At 35.3% G+C, this 25,780-nt stretch carries 15 protein-coding genes; 10 read left to right on the top strand and 5 right to left on the bottom strand.

Going from position 1 to position 25,780, the window contains the following annotated elements; all coding sequences use genetic code 11:
- Window positions 1-28: 28 nt before the first annotated feature.
- Both ACFQ39_RS00695 and ACFQ39_RS00690 read left to right on the top strand, forming a co-directional pair.
- Window positions 29-304 (top strand): ATP-dependent Clp protease adaptor ClpS, encoded by a 276-nt coding sequence (locus ACFQ39_RS00695; protein WP_377175421.1) that lies wholly within the window; start codon window positions 29-31, stop codon window positions 302-304.
- Between the two features lie 25 nt (window positions 305-329).
- A complete protein-coding gene (locus ACFQ39_RS00690; protein WP_377175419.1) occupies window positions 330-1,853 on the top strand; it encodes a M28 family peptidase in 1,524 nt (507 codons plus the stop codon).
- Window positions 1,854-1,878: 25 nt separating this feature from the next.
- Here the strand turns inward: ACFQ39_RS00690 and ACFQ39_RS00685 are convergent, their stop codons facing one another.
- From ACFQ39_RS00685 to ACFQ39_RS00675, 3 genes are read right to left on the bottom strand one after another with little or no spacing between them, the layout of a single operon-like run.
- The gene (locus ACFQ39_RS00685; protein WP_377175417.1) at window positions 1,879-3,429 is read right to left on the bottom strand and encodes an acyl-CoA carboxylase subunit beta; all 1,551 of its coding nucleotides are present in this window, start codon (window positions 3,427-3,429) and stop codon (window positions 1,879-1,881) included.
- Window positions 3,422-4,882, bottom strand: a complete 1,461-nt coding sequence (locus ACFQ39_RS00680) for an acetyl-CoA carboxylase biotin carboxylase subunit (protein ID WP_377175414.1) — start codon at window positions 4,880-4,882, stop codon at window positions 3,422-3,424. Before ACFQ39_RS00680 ends, ACFQ39_RS00685 begins: the two co-directional genes overlap by 8 nt.
- Before the next feature lie 9 nt (window positions 4,883-4,891).
- Entirely contained in the window at window positions 4,892-5,377 is a 486-nt protein-coding gene (locus tag ACFQ39_RS00675; RefSeq protein ID WP_377175412.1) for an acetyl-CoA carboxylase biotin carboxyl carrier protein subunit, read from the bottom strand.
- A 348-nt stretch (window positions 5,378-5,725) separates the two neighbouring features.
- Between ACFQ39_RS00675 and ACFQ39_RS00670 the strand changes: the two genes are divergently transcribed.
- The 4 genes from ACFQ39_RS00670 to ACFQ39_RS00655 are packed head-to-tail and all read left to right on the top strand — an operon-like array spanning window position 5,726 to window position 14,117.
- Window positions 5,726-10,960, top strand: coding sequence for a S8 family serine peptidase (locus ACFQ39_RS00670; protein ID WP_377175409.1), 5,235 nt, complete (start codon window positions 5,726-5,728; stop codon window positions 10,958-10,960).
- A 1-nt stretch (window position 10,961) separates the two neighbouring features.
- Window positions 10,962-12,974: an adenylate/guanylate cyclase domain-containing protein gene (locus ACFQ39_RS00665; protein WP_377175407.1), complete on the top strand. Its 2,013-nt coding sequence runs from the start codon at window positions 10,962-10,964 to the stop codon at window positions 12,972-12,974.
- Between the two features lie 4 nt (window positions 12,975-12,978).
- A complete protein-coding gene (locus ACFQ39_RS00660; RefSeq protein ID WP_377175405.1) occupies window positions 12,979-13,539 on the top strand; it encodes a Pycsar system effector family protein in 561 nt (186 codons plus the stop codon).
- Window positions 13,539-14,117: an HD domain-containing protein gene (locus ACFQ39_RS00655; protein ID WP_377175403.1), complete on the top strand. Its 579-nt coding sequence runs from the start codon at window positions 13,539-13,541 to the stop codon at window positions 14,115-14,117. Before ACFQ39_RS00660 ends, ACFQ39_RS00655 begins: the two co-directional genes overlap by 1 nt.
- Here the strand turns inward: ACFQ39_RS00655 and ACFQ39_RS00650 are convergent, their stop codons facing one another.
- A complete protein-coding gene (locus tag ACFQ39_RS00650) occupies window positions 14,118-14,642 on the bottom strand; it encodes an HD domain-containing protein (RefSeq protein WP_377175401.1) in 525 nt (174 codons plus the stop codon).
- A gap of 416 nt (window positions 14,643-15,058) precedes the next feature.
- On the opposite strand from ACFQ39_RS00650, the gene ACFQ39_RS00645 reads away from it, so the two are divergent.
- Window positions 15,059-16,378 (top strand): sugar porter family MFS transporter, encoded by a 1,320-nt coding sequence (locus tag ACFQ39_RS00645; RefSeq protein WP_377175399.1) that lies wholly within the window; start codon window positions 15,059-15,061, stop codon window positions 16,376-16,378.
- A gap of 146 nt (window positions 16,379-16,524) precedes the next feature.
- Here ACFQ39_RS00645 and ACFQ39_RS00640 read toward each other — a convergent pair whose 3' ends face one another.
- Window positions 16,525-17,556, bottom strand: coding sequence for a LacI family DNA-binding transcriptional regulator (locus ACFQ39_RS00640; RefSeq protein ID WP_377175397.1), 1,032 nt, complete (start codon window positions 17,554-17,556; stop codon window positions 16,525-16,527).
- 270 nt (window positions 17,557-17,826) lie between these two features.
- On the opposite strand from ACFQ39_RS00640, the gene ACFQ39_RS00635 reads away from it, so the two are divergent.
- The 3 genes from ACFQ39_RS00635 (at window position 17,827) to ACFQ39_RS00625 (ending at window position 25,777) form a co-directional block, all read left to right on the top strand.
- Window positions 17,827-20,817, top strand: a complete 2,991-nt coding sequence (locus tag ACFQ39_RS00635) for a SusC/RagA family TonB-linked outer membrane protein (RefSeq protein ID WP_377175395.1) — start codon at window positions 17,827-17,829, stop codon at window positions 20,815-20,817.
- Between the two features lie 20 nt (window positions 20,818-20,837).
- Window positions 20,838-22,382, top strand: a complete 1,545-nt coding sequence (locus ACFQ39_RS00630) for a RagB/SusD family nutrient uptake outer membrane protein (protein WP_377175393.1) — start codon at window positions 20,838-20,840, stop codon at window positions 22,380-22,382.
- Between the two features lie 95 nt (window positions 22,383-22,477).
- Complete coding sequence (locus ACFQ39_RS00625; protein ID WP_377175391.1) at window positions 22,478-25,777, top strand: VCBS repeat-containing protein; 3,300 nt, start codon at window positions 22,478-22,480, stop codon at window positions 25,775-25,777.
- The last annotated feature ends 3 nt before the right edge of the window (window positions 25,778-25,780 follow it).

Genomic DNA, 25,780 nt, shown 5'->3' with positions numbered 1-25,780 from the left:
AGCAGAATTTATTGTAAAGAAAAGGATTATGAGTACAAAAGAAAGAATACAAGAAGATTTTGATGTTCTAGAAAAAGAACTCGAACAGCACCAAATTGTCTTATTCAATGATGATGTACATACGTTTGATTATGTGATCGATTCTTTAATAGATGTTTGTGAACACACACTAGAACAAGCAGAACAATGCACATATTTGGTGCATTATAAAGGAAAATGCACAGTAAAAACAGGGGAAATAGATGATCTCAAACCGAGATGTTCTAAACTACTTCAACTGGGTTTATCTGCAGAATTGATTTAACACGATTGAAAAACAACAAATTTTGATGAAGAAAATTATTTTGAGCTCGGCATTATTGTTGAGTGGGATTGCTTTTGCCCAAGCACCAATGAAGGTTGCAAAAAGCGAAGTGGCGATGAAATATGGGAATAGTATCACCGTAGATGATTTAAAAGAAGACCTTACGATTTTGGCTTCTGATGCTTTGGAAGGTAGAGAAACAGGGAAACGTGGGCAAAAAATGGCGGCGGCTTTTATTGAAAGTACTTTTAGAGATTTAGGCTTGCAACCTGTGGTAAAGAACGGGAATAAGATGAGTTACTTTCAGGAAGTTGAATTGGTAGCTACGAAACCAGGTAATATTTATGTTAAAATTGGAGAGGAAACGCTGAAAAATATGGAGGACGGGGTAGTCTACTCTGGTACAGGTCAGGATACTCCCGAAATTCCCATTGACATTGTTTTTGGAGGTGAAGGAAGCGAAGCTGAATTAGCTAGTTTGGACTTAGAGAACAAAGGTTTAGTTATCGTTCAGTCAGATAGAATCAAGACGAGAAGTGCTTCTAAATATGCTTATGAAAAGGGCGCTAAAATGATATTTGTAGTGAACCAAAGTTCTGATGAGAAGTATGATGAATACCTAGAGAAATATACCCATTATTTAACAAATGAAAGGCTTGGTTTAGCCTCAGAAGAATCTTCTTCAGCTACCGGAAACTTTTATATCAAACCTTCAGTTGCAGAAAAACTGACAAAAACTTCCATGGAGAAACTTCTAAAAGCTAATGAGAATTTTGCATCAGGAAAGACCAATGCTTTCACGAAGATAAAAGGAAACAAAGTGAGTTTTAAATTGGGTGTTGAAAAAAGAGAAGTTCTTTCTGAAAATGTGTTGGGTTATTTAGAAGGTACTGATTTAAAGGACGAAGTTATAATAATTACAGCGCACTATGACCATGTTGGTGTTAATGATGGAAAAGTTTATAATGGTGCTGACGATGACGGTTCAGGAACTGTAGGATTATTGGAAATAGCAGAAGCTTTTAGTCTGGCAAAAGCAGAGGGTCATGGACCTAGAAGGAGTATTTTATTCATGCCTGTTACCGGAGAGGAAAAAGGATTACTAGGTTCAGCTTATTACGCAGAGCACCCTGTATTTCCTTTCGAAAACACCATGGTTGATTTAAATATAGATATGATTGGCAGAATAGGAAATAGAAATTTTGAGACCGAAGATTATGTGTTTTTAGTTGGCGCTGACAAGCTTTCACAAGAATTACACGATATCAGCGAGGAAGTGAATAGCACTTATACAAATCTACATTTGGATTATACCTTCAACGATCAGGACCATCCAGAAAGAATCTATTACAGGTCGGATCATTGGAATTTTGCAAAAAACAATATCCCTATTATTTTTTACTATAATGGCTCACATGTGGATTACCACAAAGACACAGATACAGTAGATAAAATTGAATTTGATTTATTGAAAAAAAGGACAGAACTTATTTTCTATACTGCCTGGGAATTGGCGAATAAAGAAGGAAAGTTGACAATGAATAAATAATAAAAAGGCCCTCACGGGCCTTTTTTTATAGCGGAATATTTCCGTGTTTTCTGTCGGGTTTTTGGATTAATTTACCCTCTAATGCCTGAAATCCTTTGATCAGTTTTCTCCTAGTATCTTTCGGGTAGATGACTTCATCAATAAAACCCCTTCTGGCAGCACGATAAGGGTCAGCAAATTTATTGGCGTAATCCGCTTCTTTTTCCTTTAGTTTTTCTTCCGGATTTTCTGCTTTTTTGATCTCATTTTTAAAAATAATTTCGGCAGCACCTTTTGCTCCCATCACGGCAATTTCGGCTGTTGGCCAAGCAAAATTTAAATCGGCGCCAATGTGTTTACTATTCATCACATCATAAGCTCCACCATAAGCTTTTCTTGTAATCACCGTAATTCTTGGAACTGTTGCTTCACTTAATGCATATAGCAATTTGGCTCCATTCGTAATAATTGCATTCCATTCTTGATCTGTTCCGGGTAAAAAGCCGGGTACATCCACCAAGACGAGTAAAGGAATATTAAAACAATCGCAAAATCGTACGAACCTGGCTCCTTTTTTAGAACTGTTAACGTCTAAACATCCGGCTAAACTCATGGGTTGATTGGCTACAATTCCTATGCTTCTACCCGCCAATCTCGCAAAACCCACTATGATGTTTTCTGCATAATCCTTTTGGATTTCAAAAAACGAATTCTTATCGATGATGTTTTTGATCACCAAATGCATATCATAGGGTTTGTTCGTGTTTTCTGGTACGATTGTTTCTAATTCTTCTCTTATCTCTGTACCCAGTTCAAAAGGTAATTTTTTGGTCGTTTCTCTGTTGCTTTGAGGCAAATAACTCAAAAGTAATTTGAGATCGTTTAAACATGCTACGTCGTTTGGACTGGTGACATGAGTTACGCCCGACTTTGTAGCATGTGTAAACGCACCGCCCAATTCTTCTGAAGTTACTTCTTCGTTGGTCACTGTTTTGACCACGTTTGGACCAGTGACAAACATATAGCTGGTTTCTTCTACCATCAAAGTAAAATCTGTCATGGCAGGAGAATAAACCGCTCCTCCTGCACAGGGCCCCATGATGGCCGAAAGTTGCGGAATTACGCCCGAAGATTGGACATTTCTAAAAAAAATATCTGCATAACCGCCTAAAGATCTAACACCTTCCTGAATTCTTGCACCTCCGGAATCATTTAAACCTATTATAGGAGCACCAACTTTTAGTGCTTGATCCATGACTTTACAAATTTTCTCGGCATGCGTTTCTGACAATGCACCGCCAAAAACAGTAAAGTCCTGAGCAAAAATATAAACGAGACGACCGTTAATTGTTCCATAGCCTGTTACTACACCATCGCCAAAATAGATTTGATCTTCCATGCCAAAATCTGTACATCGATGAGTAACCAAGACACCTATTTCTTCAAATGAGCCCTCATCGAGCAAATAATCTATACGTTCTCTTGCTGTCAATTTCTTTTTTGCGTGTTGCTTTGCGATTCGCTCTTTTCCTCCACCTTGATGTGCAAGTGAAACGCGGTGTTCTAACTTCTCTATTTTAGACAATTCTTTATCCATTTTTGTTGAGGTTTACATTAGGGAGTCTCAATAATTTTTGCTCTTCTGTATATAATTTCAGCGCCAATAATGCCGCAATTTTAGCCTCATTTTTCAGCTCTTTTTCCAGCAAGATTGGGTTGTAAAAATCTTTTACAAAATGTGTATTGAACATTCCTGATCGGAAAGATTCATTTTTCATTACAAATTTGCCAAAGGGTAAAGTTGTTTCTACACCTGTAATCTTATAATTTTCTATAGCCTTGATCATCAATTCGATGGCTCCAATTCTAGTTTTGCTATAAGTGATTAATTTTGAGATCATTGGGTCGTAAAAAATGGGAATTTCCATACCTTCTTCATAGCCGTCATCTAAACGGATATGTTCTCCTTCGGGTCTTATATACCTCGTCAATTTTCCCACATTGGGCATAAAATTATTCTTACTATCTTCAGCGTACACACGCAGTTCTATGGCATGTCCGTTTATTTTTAAATCATTCTGACTAAAAGGGATTTTTTCTCCTCTTGCGATCATAATTTGCAGTTCTACCAGATCTAACCCAGTGATAAGTTCTGTAACGGGATGTTCAACTTGTAGTCGTGTATTCATCTCCAAAAAGTAAAAATTCAGTTGCTCGTCTACCAAAAACTCCACGGTACCGGCACCCAAATAATCACAGGCACGTGCTACGTTTACAGCTGCCTCTCCCATTTTTGCTCTTACTTCAGGTGTTAAAATGGCAGAAGGTGCTTCTTCCACTACTTTTTGATATCTGCGCTGAATGCTGCATTCCCTTTCAAAGAGATGGACAATATTTCCATGGCGGTCTGCCAGTACTTGAATTTCTATGTGTCTAGGTGAGGAAACATATTTTTCTATAAAGACAGATCCATCACCAAAAGAAGACAAGGCTTCACTTGTAGCTCTTTCCATCTGTGAGGCCAGATCTTTTTCACCTTCTACAATTCGCATTCCTTTTCCACCTCCGCCACCAGCAGCTTTGATCAAAATAGGAAAACCGATCTGGTTTGCTATTTCTTTTGCTTTTTCTATATTGGAAATGGCCTTGTCTACTCCAGGGACCATTGGAATATTGTAATGCTTAACAGCTTCTTTGGCAGATAATTTATCACCCATCATTTTGATGGCTTTAGATTTCGGACCAATAAAAATCAGCCCGTTTTCTTCTACTTTTTCTGCGAATGTTGCGTTTTCACTTAAAAAACCATAGCCGGGGTGAATTCCATCCACTTCTAGATTTTTTGCAACTTCAATGATTTTATCTCCCTGTAAGTAGGATTTATTTGATGGATTTTCACCAATTAAAACGGCTTCATCCGCAAATTTAACATGGGGTGCAGCTCTATCTGCTTCAGTAAAAATAGCCACGGTTTTTATTCCCATTTTCTTTGCCGTTTTCATAACCCGCAGAGCTATTTCACCTCTATTAGCAACTAATATTTTTTTCATAAAATAAGCTTATTCCAGTTCTACGATCACTTTTCCTTTTTCTACAGTGTCCTCTTTTTTTGCCGATATACGTTTAACTCTCGCCTTTTTCGGGGAGGATATAGCATTTTCCATTTTCATGGCTTCCAAAATAAACAAGATATCACCTTCCTCAACCTCATCACCCGGAGCTACTTTGACATCGATAATAATCCCAGGCATGGGTGCAGTGATCACATTTGATTTTTTACCGGCACCCATTTCGAATCCCATCCTCTCGATGATAAGATCTAGCGGATGACCTATTTTTATTTGATAAAGATTACCGTTGAGATCGATTTTATAATGCCTGTTAAAAAAATCTTTTTCTAGAACTTCAGCTTTATAAGCCTCTCTGTCATCGAGTAAATGATATTTGCGATAATCGTTAGTAACTGTATTTATTTGATTGAGTTCGGCCTGCGATATGTTTAACTCAAAAGAGTCATTCACTGTAATTCGATAAGACTGTTCCACAAGAAATATATTTTAAAGTATCTTATAAATTTACGGAAATATGCTTGTTGAATAACAAATACGAATCACAATTCTTTAAAGAAATTAATGAGAATGACCAAAATTTAAAAAGAATTGGAAGAAAACTTGCCAAACGTTGTTTTACCTATCTTTTAAGAAGTTTTGTTGATTTTATTTAATTATTTGGGAGGTTTTTTGTTTTCCAAAAAAAATATCTTTAAGCGAAAAATGAGATAAAAGTCCAAGTTGATGCAAGAAAAGTACAACTATATCAATAGCTAAAATATTAAATTTGTAAATGTAGTTTACTTAGGTTCTTTAATCCAAAGAATTGTTAATCCCCTCGTTATGAAAAATATTTACTCTTTTTTATCGTCTATTTTTTTAAAAGACCATGGTCATTTTAAAATAGGGTCACATCTTACAATTTTATTGACCCTACTATTATTGATTCCTTCTTTAGTTTTGGCTCAGAAAAAGGGAAACAATAAACAGAATAACTACAATCTAACACTTTATGCCTGTGTGGAAGATATAGGAAATGGCTTATACCAAGTATCCTTTAGCTATGACAATGATAATGGAGAAGACATTGTTGTTGATGTTGATAAGAGTTATTGGACGAAGAAAGGTGTTGTGGTTGGCAATGGTACCAATTACTTTAAAAGAGGAAAATACATAAAAGCATTTAAGACTCAATTTGCAAAAAATGAATCTGTAGAATGGGAAGTCGTTGGCCCAAATGGGAAGATTTTTGTTGTGATTGCGGATGCGAATTCGGTTAATTGTCCTCAAGAAGAAACTGGATTTATTTTTCCGGTCCATGGACAAGATAATGGAAAGACGGAAGGAAAGTTGGACTTAAGATTGAAGTCCTTAGCAAAGGGTGAAGCAGGAGAGAATCCCTCAAATTTGATATATAGAATTAATGACAATAATGAAGTTTTAATTGAGATTATACCAGGCGCAAATCAAATGCCAAATTTGATTAATCTGCTTAAGAATACTTTCTCCTTACAATTCAATTCAAATCCAAATTTATCCAATTTTATCATTGATCCTGATATTATACTGTTGGATCAACTAACAGCGGCAGACGTTTTTTTCCCGATTAGCAGACTTCTTGAATTGGAGAATTTCGAAAGTGTAAAGTTTGCGAGTTTGTTGGTCCCTTCATTTCGAAATGCTGAACGGGCTACTTCACAAGGTGATACAGTTCAAAGAACTTCTGTAGTGCGTGAATCATTTAGAATATTAAGAGACGGAGAAATTGTACCTGTTGATGGGAAAGGTATCAAGGTGGGTGTAATTTCAGATAGTTATGATAAGCAACCATTTACGGGTAAATCTAAAGCTACAGTTGATGTAGAAAATGGCGACCTACCTGGAATAGGTAATCCAGATGGATATGATCTGCCTGTAGATGTTTTACTAGATTTTCCTTATGGCGAGGCTTCTGATGAGGGAAGAGCAATGTTGCAGATTTTGCACGATGTTGCGCCTGCTTCTGAACTCGCATTTCACACAGGAATTCTATCTCCAAGAAATTTTGAGTTAGCCATTAAGGCTCTGCAAGAAGCTAATTGTGATATAATTGTTGATGACATCACCTTTCCTACCGAGCCCTTTTTTGGTGACGGAAGAATTTCTCAGGCTATTGAAAATTTCACTTCACAAGATGGTAAATTATATTTTACTTCTGCTGGAAATTTTGCTGATAATGGTTATCAGGCGACATTTTCAAGTTCCCTAAACCTTCCTAAAACCAACTTTTTAACATCCGGAAGTAATGTAAGAGCACATGTCTTTGGCACGAACCCAGATGGAACACCAGATATCTTACAAAAAATTAGTGTAGAAAAAGGCGTATACATGCTGGTTTTACAATGGGAGGAGGATATCGCTTCACAGGATAATTTAAGCGGTGCCTTTACAGACCTTGATTTTTATATTGTTGATGATAATGGCAATTTAATTGTAGGTAATAATCGCGTAAATGAAGATGGAGATCCTACAGAAATAATGGTGTTTCAAGCTACAGGTAGCGGAACCGCGAACATTATGATTACAAGTACAAATGGTGCAGCTACTAATGGCTTACCTTTTAGATTTATTGCTTTTCGTGCAGATGGTCTTGAATTCTTAGAGTATGGTGGTGCACCTACTGTGAGTGGGCACGCCATGACTCCAGCTGCAAATGCCATTGCGGCGGTTGATTATAGAACTGCTCAAAATCCTGATGCTCAAGCATTCTCTTCGTTTGCCGGAACCTTATCGAGCAATCAGATACTTCAGATTAAATTATCTGCACCTGATGGTGTAGATACAAATGTGAGTTCTATTGGGCAGGATATTGATGGAACAGGTTTTCCAAACTTTTTTGGCACCTCCGCGGCCGCCCCTCATGCTGCAGGTGCATTCGCTTTGTTGATGTCGGCCTTACCTTCGTGGTATCCTAGTGGACTTCCAATAGAGGCGGTCGAACTAACAAATATTAAGGCTGATAAGGCTTTGCAACTTGTGAAACAAACTTCGATTCCTGCGGGTGATAAAGATCAGGCAGGGGAAGGACTAATCAATATGGAAGCAGCCTTTGGTCAAATTGCGGCGCAAACAGCCAATATTACACAGTTAGTGGTAGAAGATGGTATAACTCCCGGAGCAACACCTTTTGAGGTTAAGATCTTAGGAGAATACCTGCCAAGTGAACCTACAGTTATATTTGATGGACAGGAGTTAGAAATTGTTTCTGTAAGTGATAAACAAATTGTTGCCAAGGTCAATACATTTTCGGGAAATCCTGTATTAATAGTCGAAACTGAAGGCAAAACAGAAACAGGTGCAGATAAAGGAATATCAAATGGATTAACCTTTTACCCAGACGGAAAATACCTGGTTAATATAATCGCGGATAACTTTTCTATAGAGTATGGACAAATTTATGAGTTTTCTTTTCATGTTGAGGGATTGCCCGAGGGAGTGACTTACGAGAGTACTGGTCTGCCCGAGGTAAAATATAGCAGTCCTGCGGTATTTCCATATCCGGATGTAAATGATTTTTATTTGATTACGCCATTTTTTGAAGAGGTATTGTCAGAAGAACAGCAAGCTACCTATCAAATCAATTTTGTGACAGGAAGTTTTAGTGTGACTAAAAAAGATCTGGAAATCAAAGCTGAAGACGTGTCAATTACCTATGGCGATCTGATTGAAGTGCCATTAACCTATAATTTTGAAGAAACCGGCATAGCAAATACTGAAGAATTTTTAAGCAGAATTAAGACAGCTCATCAAAGTGATTTTTATGAAAATGATTTGAATAATACGCTGTTGTTGATTAATGGTTTGAATTCCAACATCGCGAGGTATACTGAAATTTTATCTTTTATAGAAGATGGAAGTTGGATTTCAACTAAAAGTGGTATTGAAAATGGAAGAAGGCAATTAAGTATTGCAAACAATTTTGTGGATTTAGGAGTAAATCAATTTTCTGATTACATTGATCAAACAATTATTAATGGAAGAAGACAATTGAGTATCGCCAATGGTCGCAGACAATTAAGTATCGCTAATTCTGAAGATCTGTTTGATAATATTTTTGATATTGCCATTGAGAATGGTAGAAGACAATTGAGTATCGCCAATGACAGTGGACTTGGTGACGAGACAGATTTGAATGACTATTCAAAAGTATTCTCAGTTTTCGATTTAGAGTTTACAATTTCCGATGAAGAACCGGAATTGAAGATAGAAAAATTCTATTCGATCAATTTGATTACAGGAAATGATGTCACCACAACAGAACCTCATTTGATCTACCCAGGAGCATTTATAAATAACATGGCAGCTAATTTTAATGTACTTTATAAATCAGGTAATTTGTCTGTAGCTCCTAAGGTCTTAACGGTTGAAGTAGCCGATATAGAGATCAATTATGGAGATAATCCTACAGAATTACTGTCCTTAACCTTTGACGGATTTGAGTACGATGAAACGGTGGAAATAGTTTATCCGGATGGTGTACCATTTTATTTTGTAAACGCGAAGGGCGAGGAATTTGAAGTAGAGGGATTGGCAACACAAGGTGTTGGTACATTTGATATTAGAATTAGAGAACCCAAGAATTACGCTTTAATTTATGGTGAGAATCACGGAAAATTGATCATAGATAAGAAAACATTGATGGTTTCATCCGAAGATTTGGAAATCAAATATGGAGTGTTGCCTTTTGAACAATTGACTTCTGAACTAACAGGATTTGTAAATGATGAAACAATTACATCTGTTTTCCCTCAGGGATTGGAATATTATTTCATCGATTCCAATAATTTGGAGTATGACAGAAATAATTTCGAAAGTATTCCAGGAACCGGAATTTATGAGATCAGAGTAAAAGGAACAGACAACTATTTAATAGCATACGCCGAAGAACACGGGAAACTTGAGATTATTAAAGCGACTTTGGCTGTTACCATAAATGATTTGACTGTAAAATACGGTGTCAATCCACAAGCAAACTTAAATGTGGCAATAAACGGATTTGCTTTTAACGATAATGTGGAAAGTGTGTTCTCAGGAGGAATTGAATACAATTTTTCAGATTTAATAAATACTTACACGCTCCAGTCCAAAATACCGGTTGGCCAATATAAAATTACCATTATACCTCCGGTCAAAAATTATGGTTTAGAGTATACCATTGTTGAGAGTATATTGACGGTTGAGCCTGCACAGCTAAATTTATCCACAAATGATATCTTAATCACTGAGGGTGAACCGGTGAATACAAATTTGATCACCCCTAATTTTAGCGGTTTTGTTTACAATGAATCAAAAGTGGATGTATTCCCTACTGGGTTGAAGTATACTTTTATCAATGACTTTGGTCTTGATTATGTGGTAGGCGATGTTGGTGTGTTTAAGATTGGGGTAGAAAATCCTGATAATTATATTGTAAATTTAGATAAAACAGGATCACTTTATGTGACATCTTTTGATGATAACCTGAATAATGTGAGAACTTATCTGGACTGTGTTGAATACGATGCTAACAGCACAAATGGATTTAAATATGTAGCGAACTTTAGATATTATAATCCAAATGACGTGCCTGTATATGTTTTGGTTGGTCCTGATAATAATTTATCTTCTTTAGGTGCATTTCAAGGTGCACCACCTGTTATTTTTACACCGGGAGAAGGAGTGTTTTCTATATTATTTGATGGAAATAAGTTGTACTGGAATTTGACTACTTTTAATGGGACACAAAAAACCTCTATTTCTTCTGAGGCTTCCTTAGATTCGAACAAATGCGATGCAAAAGGAACAGATACCGATCAGAATACAGATTATGTGGTATACCCAAATCCTACAATTGGACCTCTTACCATCAAACGCAATTTGATCGAGTCTGGAAATGTGGATGTACTTAATATTAGCGGAGTAGTAGTAGCCAGTAAATCATTTAAGAAAAACAATTCTAATGATATTAATCTGGATATAAGTGCTCAGAGGGCGGGCATATATTTTGTGAGAATTACAACTTCATCTAAAATAGTTACCTTTGAGATAATAAAGAATTAGCATGAAGCATAGACTTTTGGTCGAAATACTTAAACCATTTAAGCAAGGCATAATAATATTATTATGCCTAAGCTTTTTTCATGTACTTGGTCAGAGTAAGAATATAGATAGTCTTAGAGATGTTCTTACGAAAAGTAAAAAAGACAGCTTATCTGTTAATGCTTTGAATGAAATTAGTTCAGATTTATTAAACCAAGGTGAATTTTCACAATCATTGGAATTTGCACAAAGGGCGAAGAAATTGGCTAACGAAATTGGTTTTACCAAAGGGGAAGCTTATGCTTTCAAACAAATTGGGTTAGTTCACTATTATCAAGGGAATTATATAGAAACCTTTGATAATTGGACAAAATCTTTAGAAACCTTTGAACTTTCTACAGATTCAACCGGAATCGCTAATATTTTGAATAATCTGGGAGGTCTTTATCGGCTTCAAGGAAGTAATGCCAAGGCCATTGAATTTAGTTTACGCTCTCTACGTATTGCAGAAAAAATTAAAGATTCATTAAGGGTTGTTTCAGCATTGGGAAATATTGCCATCACTTATGCAGATAACCCACAGGATTATGAGTTGGCCTTGGATTATTATAACCAAATGGTGCCTTATTTGGTGTCTGGAAATAATATTGAATTAGCGAAGGCCTATTACTTTGGTGTTGGTCTTATTAAAGATGATCAGGCTAATTATGAGGAGGCATTAAAAAGCTTTAAGGAAGCATTAAGTATTACAGAAAACACTATTTATTACGCAGAAAATTTAATGTTTTTGGGTCAAACCTATTACCATATGGGAGATCTTGAAAGAGCTAACCAGTACTTAGATTTAGGCCATGAGATAGCCATAGCCAATGACCAGCAATATGAAAATATCCAAATATTGATCCAAAAAGGTATTGTAAATCAAAAAAATGATGCAAAAGAAGCGATTCGATTTTTTGAGGAAGCTGAGACTTTAGCCAAAGAAATGGAATTAACTTATGAGTTAAGAGATATTTATGATGGTCTTTCTAAAGCTTACAAAAATCAAGGTGACTTTAGGAATGCCTATAACTACCAAAACAAATATTTGGCTCAAAATGACTCTCTGTTTAATCTTGAGACAGATGATAAAATTAGAGGTCTACAATTCGATTTCGATTTAAACAAAAAGCAAGATGAAATAAGTTTGCTTGAGAAAGAAGGAGAAATTCAAGAGCTAAAAGTGCAGAAACAGAGAAATGTGATATATGGTACAATCTTTTCATCAGTGCTCCTTTTTCTCTTGGTGATGGGTGTATTTAACCGATATAGGTTTATGAAAAAAACCAAGCAGATCATTGAGGCAGAGAAAGATAAATCAGATGATTTATTGTTAAACATATTGCCTGAAGAGACTGCACTTGAATTAAAAAAGCACGGCAAAGTAAAAGCGAAAAGTTACAATTCTGTCACTGTTCTGTTTACTGACTTTAAAGGTTTTACAACTTTTGCTCAACATTTAACACCTGAAGAGTTGGTGCATAGTGTTGACTATTATTTTTCTAAATTTGATGAGATTATGGAAAAATATGGTCTGGAGAAGATCAAAACGATTGGTGATGCCTATATGTGTGCAGGTGGATTGATGGCCTCTTCAAAAAATCATGCGAAAAGTATGGTGCAGGCTGCAATAGAAATGACCAATTTTGTATCTTCAACCAAATTAATGAAACCTGCTGGCATAACCTGTTTCGATGTGCGTATTGGAATAAATACAGGGCCGGTGGTTGCCGGAGTAGTGGGAACAAAGAAATTTGCTTATGATATTTGGGGAGATACTGTAAATGTTGCTGCCAGAATGGAAAGTATGTCTGAACCTGGGATGATCAATATTTCTGAAGACACCTTTGAATTAATCAATGATGTCTATGATTGTGAATATAGAGGTGAGATTGAGGCCAAGAATAAAGGCCTTATGAAAATGTATTTTGTAAAGGGTTTGAAGGCAAAAAAAGAAAATTATACAAAAATAACTTCAGAACATAAAGTAATTTAATGTTGTGTCAGATTCTAATTTAAAAAAACCAATCGATTTACAAGATCAAGATCCCAATAACTATTGGGAACAGCTAGAACGTTTAGAGAAATTAATCAAAGGTTCCGAATTGAAAGCGGGTGTTATCTTTTCTTTTCATAGTTTAATATTGGGTTTGTTTGTAGATCGCTTAGAGTATATTGGCTCCTTGCTAAAGGGCAATGTATTCTTGATTGTTTTGGTGTCACTTTGGCTAATTTGCGTTTTAATTTCAATTTATTATTGTTTTATATGCTTTAAGCCACAAATGGAATTAAAATATGAAAAGAACGTTTTCTTTTTTATGGATGCAGTCCGAGCATTTGGTTCAATAGAAGAATACACCAAAAAAACGATTGAAATTTGTGGTGATCATGAAAAGCTTTTTAAACAATTAAGCGAGCAAATTCATGCAGAGAGTAAGATCATTGATGCAAAATTTACTTGTGTGCAAAAATCGATTAAATATTTTGCCTTGAGTTTTATCTTTGTTATTTCATTCGTTGTATTTTGGCTTATATCCTCAATGATTCAAAGTCCATTATAATGAACGGTTATATTTCTTTAAGGAATAAAATCTTAACTATATTAAAAAACGAACTGCCAGATTATCTTCACTATCATGGTATACATCATACTCTAGATGTGTTAAAAGTATGTAATGTCTATGTTAGAAGAGAAAAAATCAAAAGTCATCAGGCCAAATTATTGAGATTGACGGTTTTACTGCACGATATAGGGTTTGTTCGCGACGAGGAAAATCATGAGGAAGCAGGAGTAGAAATTGCAAAAGAACTTTTGGCTGAGTTTAATTTTTCAAAGCGGGATATAGGCAAAGTACAAAATATGATTCTCGCCACAAAAATACCGCAAAACCCACAGAATGAATTAGAAAAAATAATTTGTGATGTTGATTTAGATTATCTCGGTAGATCAGATTATCATCCAATTTCAGAATTACTTTTCTCAGAATTAAAAGAAAGAGGAAAGATTAGTACTAAAATGGATTGGATAAAAATGCAAATAGATTTTTTGAGAATGCATAAATTCCATACTTCTTTTGCTAAAAAAAATAGAGAGCCTGAAAAGCAGCGAAGAATTAAAGAATTAGAAGAAATACTATAATCAAGGGTATTTTTTTATGACCTCATCCAATCTTTTTGCAAGGTACTCGTTACCATCTTTCAGTAGAAGATGAATTTTTTCTGATTGTTCTTTGTACTTCATTACTCGATCACCGTTCCAATGTTCTGGTGGAGGTTGTAAGTTGCTAATTCTATCGGCCAATTTGACAGCCCAAACTTCAGGTTGTAATTTTTTTATTCGTTCTATGCTGTCAAAAATTTGTTCTTCTTGCGGCAGTTGATCATCTTTTGTAAGTGCTAAAACAGCTTGTGCTACGTAGGGTCCAAAAATTTCGGTAATCTCCGCAAAACTTGTATGTGTATCTTCTAAGGTATCATGTAATAAGGCAACCTGTATCGCAAATTCTACATCAAAATTAGGTGTATGAGATGAGGCAATCAATATTTCCATGGCCACATTAGATAAATGCAAAAAATAGTTGGCTTTTGTGCCCGGAACATTCTGTATTTGATGTTTTTCTGCAGCAAAAAGAGCAGCTTCTTGATACTTGCTTTGTATGCTCATAGATTCAAAATTGATGACCATATTTGTTTTAGAGTAATAGATTTACCAAACTATGAACGTTTTGATTTTTTGTTTATTGCTTTTATTGGAAAAGGTTACTTGGGTAATAGAGTCAAACTCGATGATATAATTAAAATTGGATACAAAAGAATTGTAACAAACGTTAAACTTTACTAATTCCTAAATCGATTTCGGTAGGGAAAAGGCCTTTTTTTTGGATTAAATTTAATTTGCCTTAAGTTATTGATTAAATTCAATTTGTAATTCATTCGAAAAGAATGAATGAGAAGTTAATTACTCAATTGGAGTTTGTTAATTTTCATAATTTATTTAATTGTTTTTAGCATAGAGAACAGATCTAACCAAACTAAGGTCTGTTTTCTTTTTTTGTATCTTTTTGTCCTAATTCATGATTCATGAAAAATAAAATATTTGTTTGGTCAATTACAGCAGCGTTAGCGGGTTTTTTGTTTGGTTTTGACACTGTGGTAATTTCAGGTGCAGATCAACAATTGCAAGATATCTGGGGATCTAGTGATGTCTTTCATGGAATTGTGGTAATGGGAATGGCGCTTTGGGGAACTGTTTTTGGAGCATTTTTTGGAAGTCTACCTACTGATAAGTGGGGGAGGAAAAATACTTTGGTGCTAATTGGAGTATTATATAGTATTTCGGCTTTAGGATCTGCCTTTTCAAATAATCCATTTTTATTTGCTTTTTTTCGTTTTCTGGGTGGTGTTGGGATTGGTGTATCTACCATTGCCGCTCCTGCATTTATTTCAGAAATAGCGAAGGCAGAGAATAGAGGAAAATTAGTTTCTCTTTATCAGTTCAATATAGTTCTGGGGATTTTGATAGCTTTTCTTTCTAATTATTTATTGAGAAATGCGGGACAAAACGCTTGGAGATGGATGCTTGGCGTAGAAGTTTTTCCGGCTGCTGTTTATACTTTACTCGCTTTAACTCTGCCTGAAAGCCCAAGGTGGTTAATTTCAAAAGGGAAAAATATTAAGGCACTAGAACTAATAAAAAGAATTTATCCGGATGTAAATGCTGAAGCTGTTGTTTCTGAATTTGAAGAAGTTGCCTCACGACAAGATGCTTCTGATCATATATTTAAAAAGCAACATAGATTTCCACTCGTATTGGCTTTTCTTATAGCTTTCTTTAATCAATTTTCAGGAATTAATGCATTTCTCTATTATGCACCTAGGATTTTTGAGGAGGCAGGAATTGACAAAAGTGGTGCACTGTTGAGTTCAGTGGGTATAGGATTGGTGAATCTGATTTTCACATTGCTCGGTGTATTTCTAATAGATAAACTAGGTAGAAGAAAGTTGATGTACATCGGTTCTATTGGATATATCTTTTCTTTGACATTAGTTTCTATGGCTTTCTTTTTTAAATGGCAAGGATTTTTCGTGCCAGTATTTTTATTTATTTTTATTGCGGCCCACGCGATTGGGCAGGGCGCAGTGATTTGGGTTTTTATTTCTGAAATCTTTCCAAACCAGTTGCGAGCGTCTGGACAGGCATTTGGAAGTTCGGTTCATTGGATTTTAGCAGCTATAATTCCCTCTGCTATACCATTTCTATTTAACTCTATTGGGCCAGGAGTTGTCTTTCTCATATTTGCCCTAATGATGTTTTTGCAATTGCTTTTTGTAAGGTTTATGATGCCTGAAACCAAAGGTATACGCTTGGAAGAACTGAGTGAAAAATTAAATAGAAAATAAAAAACATTTATTTTAAATACATCTTAGTCTTTGATATTTTTCTTATTCACAATAGGTCACAATATTGAAATGAAAAAAAGGATAAATAATTTACACAATCAACCATTTTAAAGGTATAAATGCGGGATCAAAAAAATGATTTAACATCAGTTAATTGGCTTATGAGTCGATTTTCTTATGATTAATTCAATTGGAATTTCTATTGTTTTTGTTTTAAAAGATTTTTTATTGACTTTTGCTTCTATTTCTTCAATTAAAATTTCACATGCTTTTAATCCAATTTCATGACCATTTTGTTTTACGGTGGTTAAACTGGGTTGAGATATTTTGGTATAAGGAGAATCGCTGAATCCGAGTATTGCGATTTCTTCAGGTATTTTTACACCAAGTTCATTTAATCTGATTATTATACCAATGGCCAACAAATCATTATGGCAAATCACACCGTCAATTTCGTTTTTCTGCTCAAAAATTCTATCAGCAACCTGCATTCCGTCATTTATGGATGGACCATTCCCGTCAAAAACAATTTTCCTGTTGTATGTCATGCCGTTTTCTCTTAATGCATTTTTATAACCTATAAATCTATCTATTGCAGTAAGAGCGTTAAAATAGCCTCTTACTTCAGCAATTTTCTTGCAACCTAAATCTATCAAGTGTTGTGTAGCCAACTGAGCGGCTTTTCTATCATTAATAACTACCTTTGAGCATTTGACGGTTTTACTCACTTTGTCGTAAAGTACCAATGGAATTTCGTTTTGAACTACCCTATTGACGTGGCTGTATTCAAGAGTGTTGTCTGATAAGGCCAATAAAATTCCATCAACCCTTTTATTTTCAAAAGAACGTAAATGTCTGATTTCATTGTCCATAACATCTTCGGAACTTGCAACAACCACAAAATAACCTTTTTCTTGAGCTACTTTTAAGACTCCGGATAAAACATTAAAATAGAAGTGATGCATCAAATCAGGAGCAATGAAGCCAATTATTTTTGATTGTTTGGCACGTAAACTCTTGGCAACAGAATCAGGAATAAAATTCAATTCTTGAGCAAGATCTTTAACCCTTTGTTTTGTAACGGCACTAATATCATTATAGTCGTTAAGTGCTTTTGATACCGTAGCAACGGATATTCCTAGTTTTTTAGCAATTGTTTTGAGGCTATGCTTTTCCATAAAAGAGATTATAATTAATAATAGGGTTAGTTAGTTGAAACAAAAACAAATAAGATAGATAAAAACCTGAGATCGTTAATTTCCTTGTTTTAACAAAAATTATTGTTAAATGTAGTAATAAAGTTGATTTCCGAAATCGTTTTCGATGCCCTATTTTGTCATTTAACTTAAATATCTGTTAAGATTTCATTAAAATTAATATTTTCGTTAGACTACTTTTATTATAATCACAATTAACGATTACTTAAACTAACTACTAATTTATGAATTATGAGAATTAATTTACGAAAAGGATTTTTACTTTTGATCACGGTTCTGTGCAGTGGGGCTATGTTTGCTCAAATTACAGTATCGGGTAAAGTGGATTCTGAAGAGGGTCCTCTTCCAGGAGTGAATGTTGTGGTAAAAGGTACTTCTAATGGTACTGCCACAGATTTTGACGGATTTTATTCGTTGGACAATGTAGCAGCTGATGCTGTTCTGGAATTTAGTTTTGTCGGTTTTTCTACACAAGACGTTCCTGTAAATGGAAGAACAACAATCGATATTAACTTGTTGGCTGATGCACAAACCCTAGATGAGGTGGTGGTCATAGGATATGGTTCTGTAAAGAAATCTGATGCAACCGGTGCAATTGATGCAATTGGCGCAAAGGATATTACTACTGTAAATGCAGCAAACCCTGCAGAAGTATTGAGAGGTAAGGTTGCCGGTGTGCAAATTACTCAAACCAGCGGTGAACCTGGTGCAGGATTAAATATCCGGGTACGCGGTAATAGTTCTATTCGTTCAGGGAATGATCCCCTTATTGTTGTGGATGGGGTACCCTTAGCCGGTGGAGATGTCTCAGCCGCGGGTGGAGATGTGAATGGTTTGGGTAGTGCCCCGCCGAGAAACCCTTTAAATTTTATCAATCAAGATGATATTGAAAGTATCAACGTTTTAAAAGATGCTTCTTCTACTGCTATTTACGGTTCTCGAGGTGCGAATGGTGTTATCTTAATTACTACAAAAAAAGGTACACTTGGGAAACCACAATTTGACTATTCAACTTCTATGGGATTCCAAAAAGTGTCGAATCCTATCGACATGATGTCTTCGCAACAATATGCAGAACAAGCAAGCTTGAATGGTTCACCAAGTTTGGACCATGGTTCTAGAGGATATGATTACGAAGATGCGATTTTTAGAACTGCTAATACAATCAGTCATGATCTTTCTGCTAGTTTTTCTGGCGATGATTCAAGAACGCGTATGTCTTTTGGATATAGAGATCAGGAAGGTATTGTGAAAGAAACAGGTATGAAGAAATATACTTTTTCTTTGAATAACAGTTTAAAAGCATTTAATGAAAAATTCTTATTAGAAACAAATGTGCTTACTTCACATATTACTGATGAAGCACAGTTGATTACAGGGGGTGCAGGATTTATCGGAAACCTTTTGGGTTCTGCATTATACTGGAATCCAACCTACCCTATTTTTAATGATGATGGTTCATATTTTGTAAAAGGGTCAGATTATTTGAACCCTGTTCAACTATTGAATAGTTATGATGATAACGCAAATACGACAAGAATTTTGGCGAGTATCTCTCCAACAGTACATATAACAAATAAATTGGACTATAAGTTTGTTTTTGGTGTGGATTATTCTACCTCAGACAGAGCTTCACAATTGGCTGCCGATTTTCAATTAAACGATGTGTCAGGTGGTACAACTGCAGATGGATCTCCTGCAGGTGGTTTGGCCTTTTTGTTTGATGTGGAAAGATTCAACAAGACGTTTGAAAATATTTTGACTTATCGCAATGATTTTAGTGAGAATTTTTCATTAAATGCTTTATTGGGTTATTCTTTTTATTCTTATGAATATAAATCCAATACTGCCTCTGCAAAATATTTTAATGTGAACCAAAAGAATTTGGTTGATAACATTGAGGGAGGTAAAAACAGTGATTTTAGAACATCTTCTTTGAAAAATGTTCAAGAGTTACAATCTTTCTTTGCCCGCGCTGAAATGGCGATTTTTGAAAATCTTTTGGTAACTGCTTCTTTGCGTTTCGATGGTTCGAGTAAAGTAGGTGAGAATGAAACCTATGGCACTTTCCCTGCTGTGGGTGTTGCCTATAAAATATTTGATAACAATGATAGCCCTGTAAACAATTTAAAAATTCGTGGAAACTGGGGTATTGTTGGTAACCAAGAATTTGGTGTTTATTCATCACGAGCTTACGGACGCTATAATAATGGTGCACTTTCACAATCAGGAAACTCTAATGCCGATTTGAAATGGGAGACAACAACCAACTTTGGAGTAGGTGTTGACTTCAGATTATTTAATAATTTGAGTGGTTCATTTGACTATTATCACAGAATTACTGAAGATTTGATCTTTCCTCAACCTGGAGCCTCGAATGTTCCTAATAATGCTGGTGCAGCTACTTTTGTCAATTTGCCTGGTCAATTAAAGAATACAGGGTATGAGATTTCTTTAACTTGGGATGTATTAAGAAATGAAGACTGGTCTTTATCACTATCAGGTAATGCAGCCTTCTTGGATAACAAAATGGAAGATTTCCCATTGTTTATCGAAACAGGAGGTATAAATGGTCAAGGTTTAACAGGTGCTTATGCACAGATTATCGCGAATAAATTGCCACTTTATACCTACTATTTGAATGAATGGAGAGGATTTGATGCCAATGGAAACTCAATATATGCAGCAGCTGATGGAAGTGATACCGGATTGGGTGGAGCCTCGAAAAAAGTTCTAAAAAAATCAGGTTTACCAGATACCAACGTTGGTTTCTCGTTAAATGGTAATTGGAGAAATTTAGATTTTAGCGCGGCTTTCTACGGACAGTTTGGTGGTTATATTTATAACAACACAGCCAATGCTTTATTCTTCAAGGGTTCATTTTTGGGTGATAGAAACGTGCCTTTAGAATACGCTACGACCAATCAGGTTCAAGGGGATCCTAATTCACCATCTACAAGATATTTAGAATCAGGAGATTTCTTCAGATTTGCTAACTTGAATATTGGATATACGATCAATGGAGATAAATTAGGAAATTATGTAGATCGACTTCGTTTTCAATTTAGTGCAAACAATTTATTTGTAATTACCGATTATTCAGGATTCGATCCTGAAGTTGATACCAATAAAGCCATCAGCGGCGTGAATTCTGCCGGTATGGATTATCTGGCTTATCCAAACTCTAAAGGATTTACACTAGGTGTTTCTGTAGGATTTTAACAATAAAAAAACTTAAAAAAATGAGATTAGATTTGAATAAATTAAGGAATTTAAGTTTCTTCACTGCAGGATTGTTGCTTTTTACTGCCTGTACAGATCTAGAAGAAACAGTAATTGACGGTGTAGAATTTGAAGTCGCCAATACAGAATATGCAGTTTCAAATGCCAATCCGGCGGATCTTCTTGCATCTGCATATACAGCTATGAGAGGTCCGTATCAAGACCAAGCGAGATTGTTTTGTTTAGATGAACATTCAACTGATGCTGTTGTGGGTCCAACTAGGGGAGGTGACTGGGATGATAATGGAGTTTGGAGACAATTGCATACACAAACCTATGCTCCTGATCATGGATTTAATAGAGATACTTGGAATGATATTTTCTCGGCAATCAATCAGGCAAATTTTGTATTGGGTGCCAATCCAAGTCCACAGCAAGAAGCTGAGGCAAGGTTTTTAAGAGCATTACATTATTATCATGTAATCGATCTTTGGGGATCTGCACCTATTAGAGAGATTGGAAGTGATCCAAACGCTGCGGCTCCCGTTTTGTCGAGATCAGAGGCAACTGCTTGGGTAATAGATGAATTAAATGAAATATTGACTAATCTACCCGCAACAACCGATGCTACTATCGCAAATAAAAATGCGGCTCATTGGTTATTAGCAAAAATGTATTTAAACAAAGCGGTATTTAATGCGGAAAATCCTGCTGGGCCATATAACTTTGATAATGGCGATATGGATATGGTTATTCAACATGTTGATGCTATTTCAAATGTGAGTTTAGCTGGGGATTATTGGGATAACTTCTTACCAGAAAACACCCAAACATCCAGTGAGATCATTTTCGTATCAGAGAATGTTGGAGGTATTGCTTCAGGTAATGTGCGTTCAAGATGGTTTATGGGACAACACTATAACCAAACGCCTTCAGGATGGAATGGTTTTACAACATTAGCAGAATATTATGACAAATTCGATCCCAATGATGAAAGAATTTTGAAATGGTTCCCAGAGATTACTGCAAAGAATGGATACAACGTCGGATTTCAAATTGGCCAACAATATGGGCCGGGTGGTCCTGGTGTAGGAGAAGCCTTAAAAGACAGACCAGGAAATCCTTTGGTATTTACAAAGGAACTCACATTAATCACAGGTGGTACTACACTTGAAACTGCTGGTATTCGAGGAGTAAAATACGTGCCAGATAATGAAAGTGGAGATAATGTTGACAACGACTTTGTCATAGCAAGATACGGCGAAGCCTTATTGATGAAAGCAGAGGCTTTGGCTAGAAAAGGCGAATTATCAACGGCTCAAACCATTGTTCAAGGGTTTAAAAATGAAAGTTCAACTAGCCTTAATAGTGTTGACGATCTTTTAGATGTAAGAGCCCGTGAATTGTGGTGGGAAGGTTGGAGAAGAAACGATAGAGTTCGTTTTGGTAAATTTTTGTCTCCTGTTCAGTTGAAAGAGTATGAGTCTGATCCCAAGTATATACTTTTCCCAATTCCGGCGGCAGCACTTGCTAATCCGAATATTACCCAAAACCCCGGTTATTAAGAATTTTAATTGTTTTTAATGTTCGAATTGGGTCTTTTAATTTTTTTGAAGGACCCAATTTATTTTTTTATTACTTTTCGTTTTTATAGTTCAGAATGACTTTCAAAAGTAATTTTATCTACACTCTTTTTACTATCCTATTCGTTTTTTCTTGTCAAAAAGAAAAGGAACAAACTCTTGAAATATTTGAACTTATACCTGAAGAAAAGAGTGGGATTCATTTTAAAAATCAACTTGAAGATACACCAGAACTAAATATCCTAACTTATTTGTATTACTATAATGGAGCAGGGGTAGGTATTGCCGATTTTAATCAGGATGGATTGGAGGATATTTTCTTTGCTTCGAACCAAGAAAAGAATCAATTATTTCTCAATAAGGGAAAACTAAAATTTGAAGAGGTTGGTGAAAAGGCTAATATTACTAAAAAGGGATGGTCTACAGGAGTAACTATAACCGATGTCAATGATGATGGTTTACCGGATATTTATGTTTGTCAGGTTGATGGTTTGAAAGGGATTTCTGGGAGAAATCTGTTGTATGTAAATCAAGGTATTGATGAAAATGGAATACCAAATTTTTTAGAAAAAGCAGAGGAATATGGTTTAAATTTTTCAGGGTATTCTACCCAAGCAGCATTTTTTGATGCTGACCTAGACGGTGATCTAGATATGTATTTGCTCAATCATTCAATTCATCCATCGAGCAATTACGGCAAGGGAAGTCAAAGAAAAGTAAAAGATTCGATTTCAGGAGATCGTTTTTACAAAAATAACAGGGGATTTTTTCAAGATTTTACAGAAGAGGCCGGTATTTTTAGCAGTAAAATTGGATTTGGCTTAGGGTTGGGGATTTCTGATCTCAATGCAGATGGTTACCCGGATATTTATGTTGGGAATGATTTTTATGAAAATGACTATTTGTATCTCAACAAAGGGGATGGAACTTTTGAGGAAAAGATTCATCAGAACAACAAAATCATGGGTCATACCACACATTTTTCTATGGGAAATGATCTGGCTGATTTTAATAACGATGGAGCAGTAGATATTTTATCGATGGATATGTTGCCCAATGATCTGGAAACTTATAAAACTTCAGGCAATGAATTTAACTACAATATATATCAGAATTACCTGAAGTATGGATATCATCCTCAGTACATGCAAAACACACTTCATCTGAACGGAAAGAACGGATATTTTAGTGAAATTGCTTATTTATCAGGTGTTTCGGCCTCTGAATGGAGTTGGGCAGGTTTATGGATGGATTTTGATAACGATGGATTGAAAGACATTTTTGTGTCTAACGGAATTTATGGAGCAACAAATGATATGGATTATATCAGCTTTATTTCTAATGAGAATATTCAAAAGAGATTATCAAAGGGAATGACAGCGGATGATATGGAAATGATTAATGAAATACCGCAGAAAAAAGTTCCTAATTATTTTTTTGGGAATAACGGTGATTTAACCTTTGCCAAAACCGCCCAAGGAACTCCCTCTTTTAGTAATGGGGCGGCATATGCAGATCTGGATAACGATGGAGATCTGGATCTCGTAACAAACAATTTAAATCAGGTGGCATTTTTGTATGAAAATAGAAGCGAGCAAATATATACAGACCGTAATTTTATAAAAATATCCTTCATTGGTGAAGAACACAATAAATTGGGAATTGGTGCAAAATGCAAAATATTTTCTGGTGACCGAATCATTTTTTATGAAAATTATCCTACTAGAGGATACTTATCCGCGGTATCGACTCAATTAACAATAGGTGTTGGAAATATTAGCCAAATAGATTCTTTAGAGGTTATTTGGCCCAACCAAAAATCACAGATTATTTTTAATCCGGCCCTTAATTCTGCGACAATAGTAGATGTTAGAAATGCAGTTTTGGACAAGTTTATAGTTGATCCTTTTGAAGTTAAAAACAGTGAAGATAATTTTATTCCTAATTTTCAACATACAGAGCTTGATTCTCAAGAATTTTTAAGAGAACCATTGGCACCTTATATGACCTCACATCTAGGACCTCGCATTTCTGTTATAGACTTTAATAATGATGGATTAGATGATGTTTTTATCGGGAATGGGAAAAAACATAATGCTCACTTATATCTGCAACAGAATAATGCAACATTTCTTTTGGATGTTAATAATGAATTGGATAGCATTTCTAATACGGAAAATAATAACCAAGAATTTTTTGATGTTGATAATGATGGAGATTTGGATTTACTTATTGCCAATGGTGGCAGTGAATATGTTTCGGGTGAAAATTTACAACCTAGCTTGTTCATCAATTATGATGGATATTTAAAACTTGAAAATAATCGATTGCCGAAAATTGAAACAAATACCTCTGCCATTGCCATCAATGATTTTGATAAAGATGGTGATTTGGACATTTTTCTGGGAGGATCCTCGGTATCACAAAAATTTGGAGATACCCCAAGATCTTACCTGCTTATCAATGAAAGTGGAGTTTTTAGAGATCTGACCTCTGAACATAGTCAAGGCCTTTTGTATCCAGGATTGGTTAGAGATGCAGTTTGGTCAGATTTAGACGGAGATCAATACGAAGAGCTTATTATAGTGGGGCATTGGATGCCGTTGAAAATTTATAGGAACGAGAATGGTATTTTAAAAGAAATAACTACTGATTTTTTATCGCGAACAAATGGTCTGTACAATGTTGTTGTACCATTTGATATTGATAACGATGGTGATACAGACCTTATTCTTGGAAATTGGGGTTTAAATTCTCGATTACATGCTTCCTATGAAGAACCTATGTCTTTATATATCAATGATTTTGATAAAAATGGGACAGAGGAGCCTGTTATGACCTATTTTAGTGATGGGAATGAAATAGTATTTGCAAATAAGGATGAACTCACTAAACAAATACCCTCACTTAATAAGCGTTTTCTGAGCTATAGAAGTTTTGCAAAAGCCGGTTTTGAAGATATCTTTAAAAAAGATTTGATAAATTCTTCAAAAGTGAAATATGTTTATAATTTAGCTTCAATTTTGATCAAAAACGAAGGGGATTTTAACTTTAAGATACATAATTTACCTAAATTCGCGCAGATTTCCCCACTACATGCTGTTTTCGTTGATGATCTTGACAAAGATGGAAATGTCGATGTTATTATTGGAGGAAATGATACGCAGTTAAATACCCAATTAGGGCAACTGGATGCTTCCAAAGGGCAGGTGTTGACAATAGATCAAAAGGGAAACTTTGAAATCAATATGAAATTAACCAAAAATATTTCGGTTTCAGGTGCAATAAGAGATATTAAATCATTAAAGATTGGAGGTCGGGGCTATTTGGTTATTGCGAGAAACAATCAAAATTTAGTTTGGATTAAAGAGGATTAGACA

Origin of the sequence: Namhaeicola litoreus (genome assembly GCF_042679565.1) — a bacterium.
Lineage (GTDB): Bacteria > Bacteroidota > Bacteroidia > Flavobacteriales > Flavobacteriaceae > Namhaeicola > Namhaeicola litoreus.
The sequence above is the reverse complement of the archived record's forward strand: the minus strand, read 5'-3'. Positions and strand labels throughout refer to the sequence as shown.

Excerpts from the sequence above, each read along its gene's own strand:
- ACFQ39_RS00695 (WP_377175421.1), top strand. The coding sequence starts at position 29 with ATGAGTACAAAAGAAAGAATACAAGAAGATTTTGATGTTCTAGAAAAA.
- ACFQ39_RS00690 (WP_377175419.1), top strand. The coding sequence starts at position 330 with ATGAAGAAAATTATTTTGAGCTCGGCATTATTGTTGAGTGGGATTGCT.
- ACFQ39_RS00685 (WP_377175417.1), bottom strand. The coding sequence starts at position 3,429 with ATGGATAAAGAATTGTCTAAAATAGAGAAGTTAGAACACCGCGTTTCA.
- ACFQ39_RS00680 (WP_377175414.1), bottom strand. The coding sequence starts at position 4,882 with ATGAAAAAAATATTAGTTGCTAATAGAGGTGAAATAGCTCTGCGGGTT.
- ACFQ39_RS00670 (WP_377175409.1), top strand. The coding sequence starts at position 5,726 with ATGAAAAATATTTACTCTTTTTTATCGTCTATTTTTTTAAAAGACCAT.
- ACFQ39_RS00665 (WP_377175407.1), top strand. The coding sequence starts at position 10,962 with ATGAAGCATAGACTTTTGGTCGAAATACTTAAACCATTTAAGCAAGGC.
- ACFQ39_RS00655 (WP_377175403.1), top strand. The coding sequence starts at position 13,539 with ATGAACGGTTATATTTCTTTAAGGAATAAAATCTTAACTATATTAAAA.
- ACFQ39_RS00650 (WP_377175401.1), bottom strand. The coding sequence starts at position 14,642 with ATGAGCATACAAAGCAAGTATCAAGAAGCTGCTCTTTTTGCTGCAGAA.
- ACFQ39_RS00645 (WP_377175399.1), top strand. The coding sequence starts at position 15,059 with ATGAAAAATAAAATATTTGTTTGGTCAATTACAGCAGCGTTAGCGGGT.
- ACFQ39_RS00640 (WP_377175397.1), bottom strand. The coding sequence starts at position 17,556 with ATGGAAAAGCATAGCCTCAAAACAATTGCTAAAAAACTAGGAATATCC.
- ACFQ39_RS00635 (WP_377175395.1), top strand. The coding sequence starts at position 17,827 with ATGAGAATTAATTTACGAAAAGGATTTTTACTTTTGATCACGGTTCTG.
- ACFQ39_RS00630 (WP_377175393.1), top strand. The coding sequence starts at position 20,838 with ATGAGATTAGATTTGAATAAATTAAGGAATTTAAGTTTCTTCACTGCA.
- ACFQ39_RS00625 (WP_377175391.1), top strand. The coding sequence starts at position 22,478 with ATGACTTTCAAAAGTAATTTTATCTACACTCTTTTTACTATCCTATTC.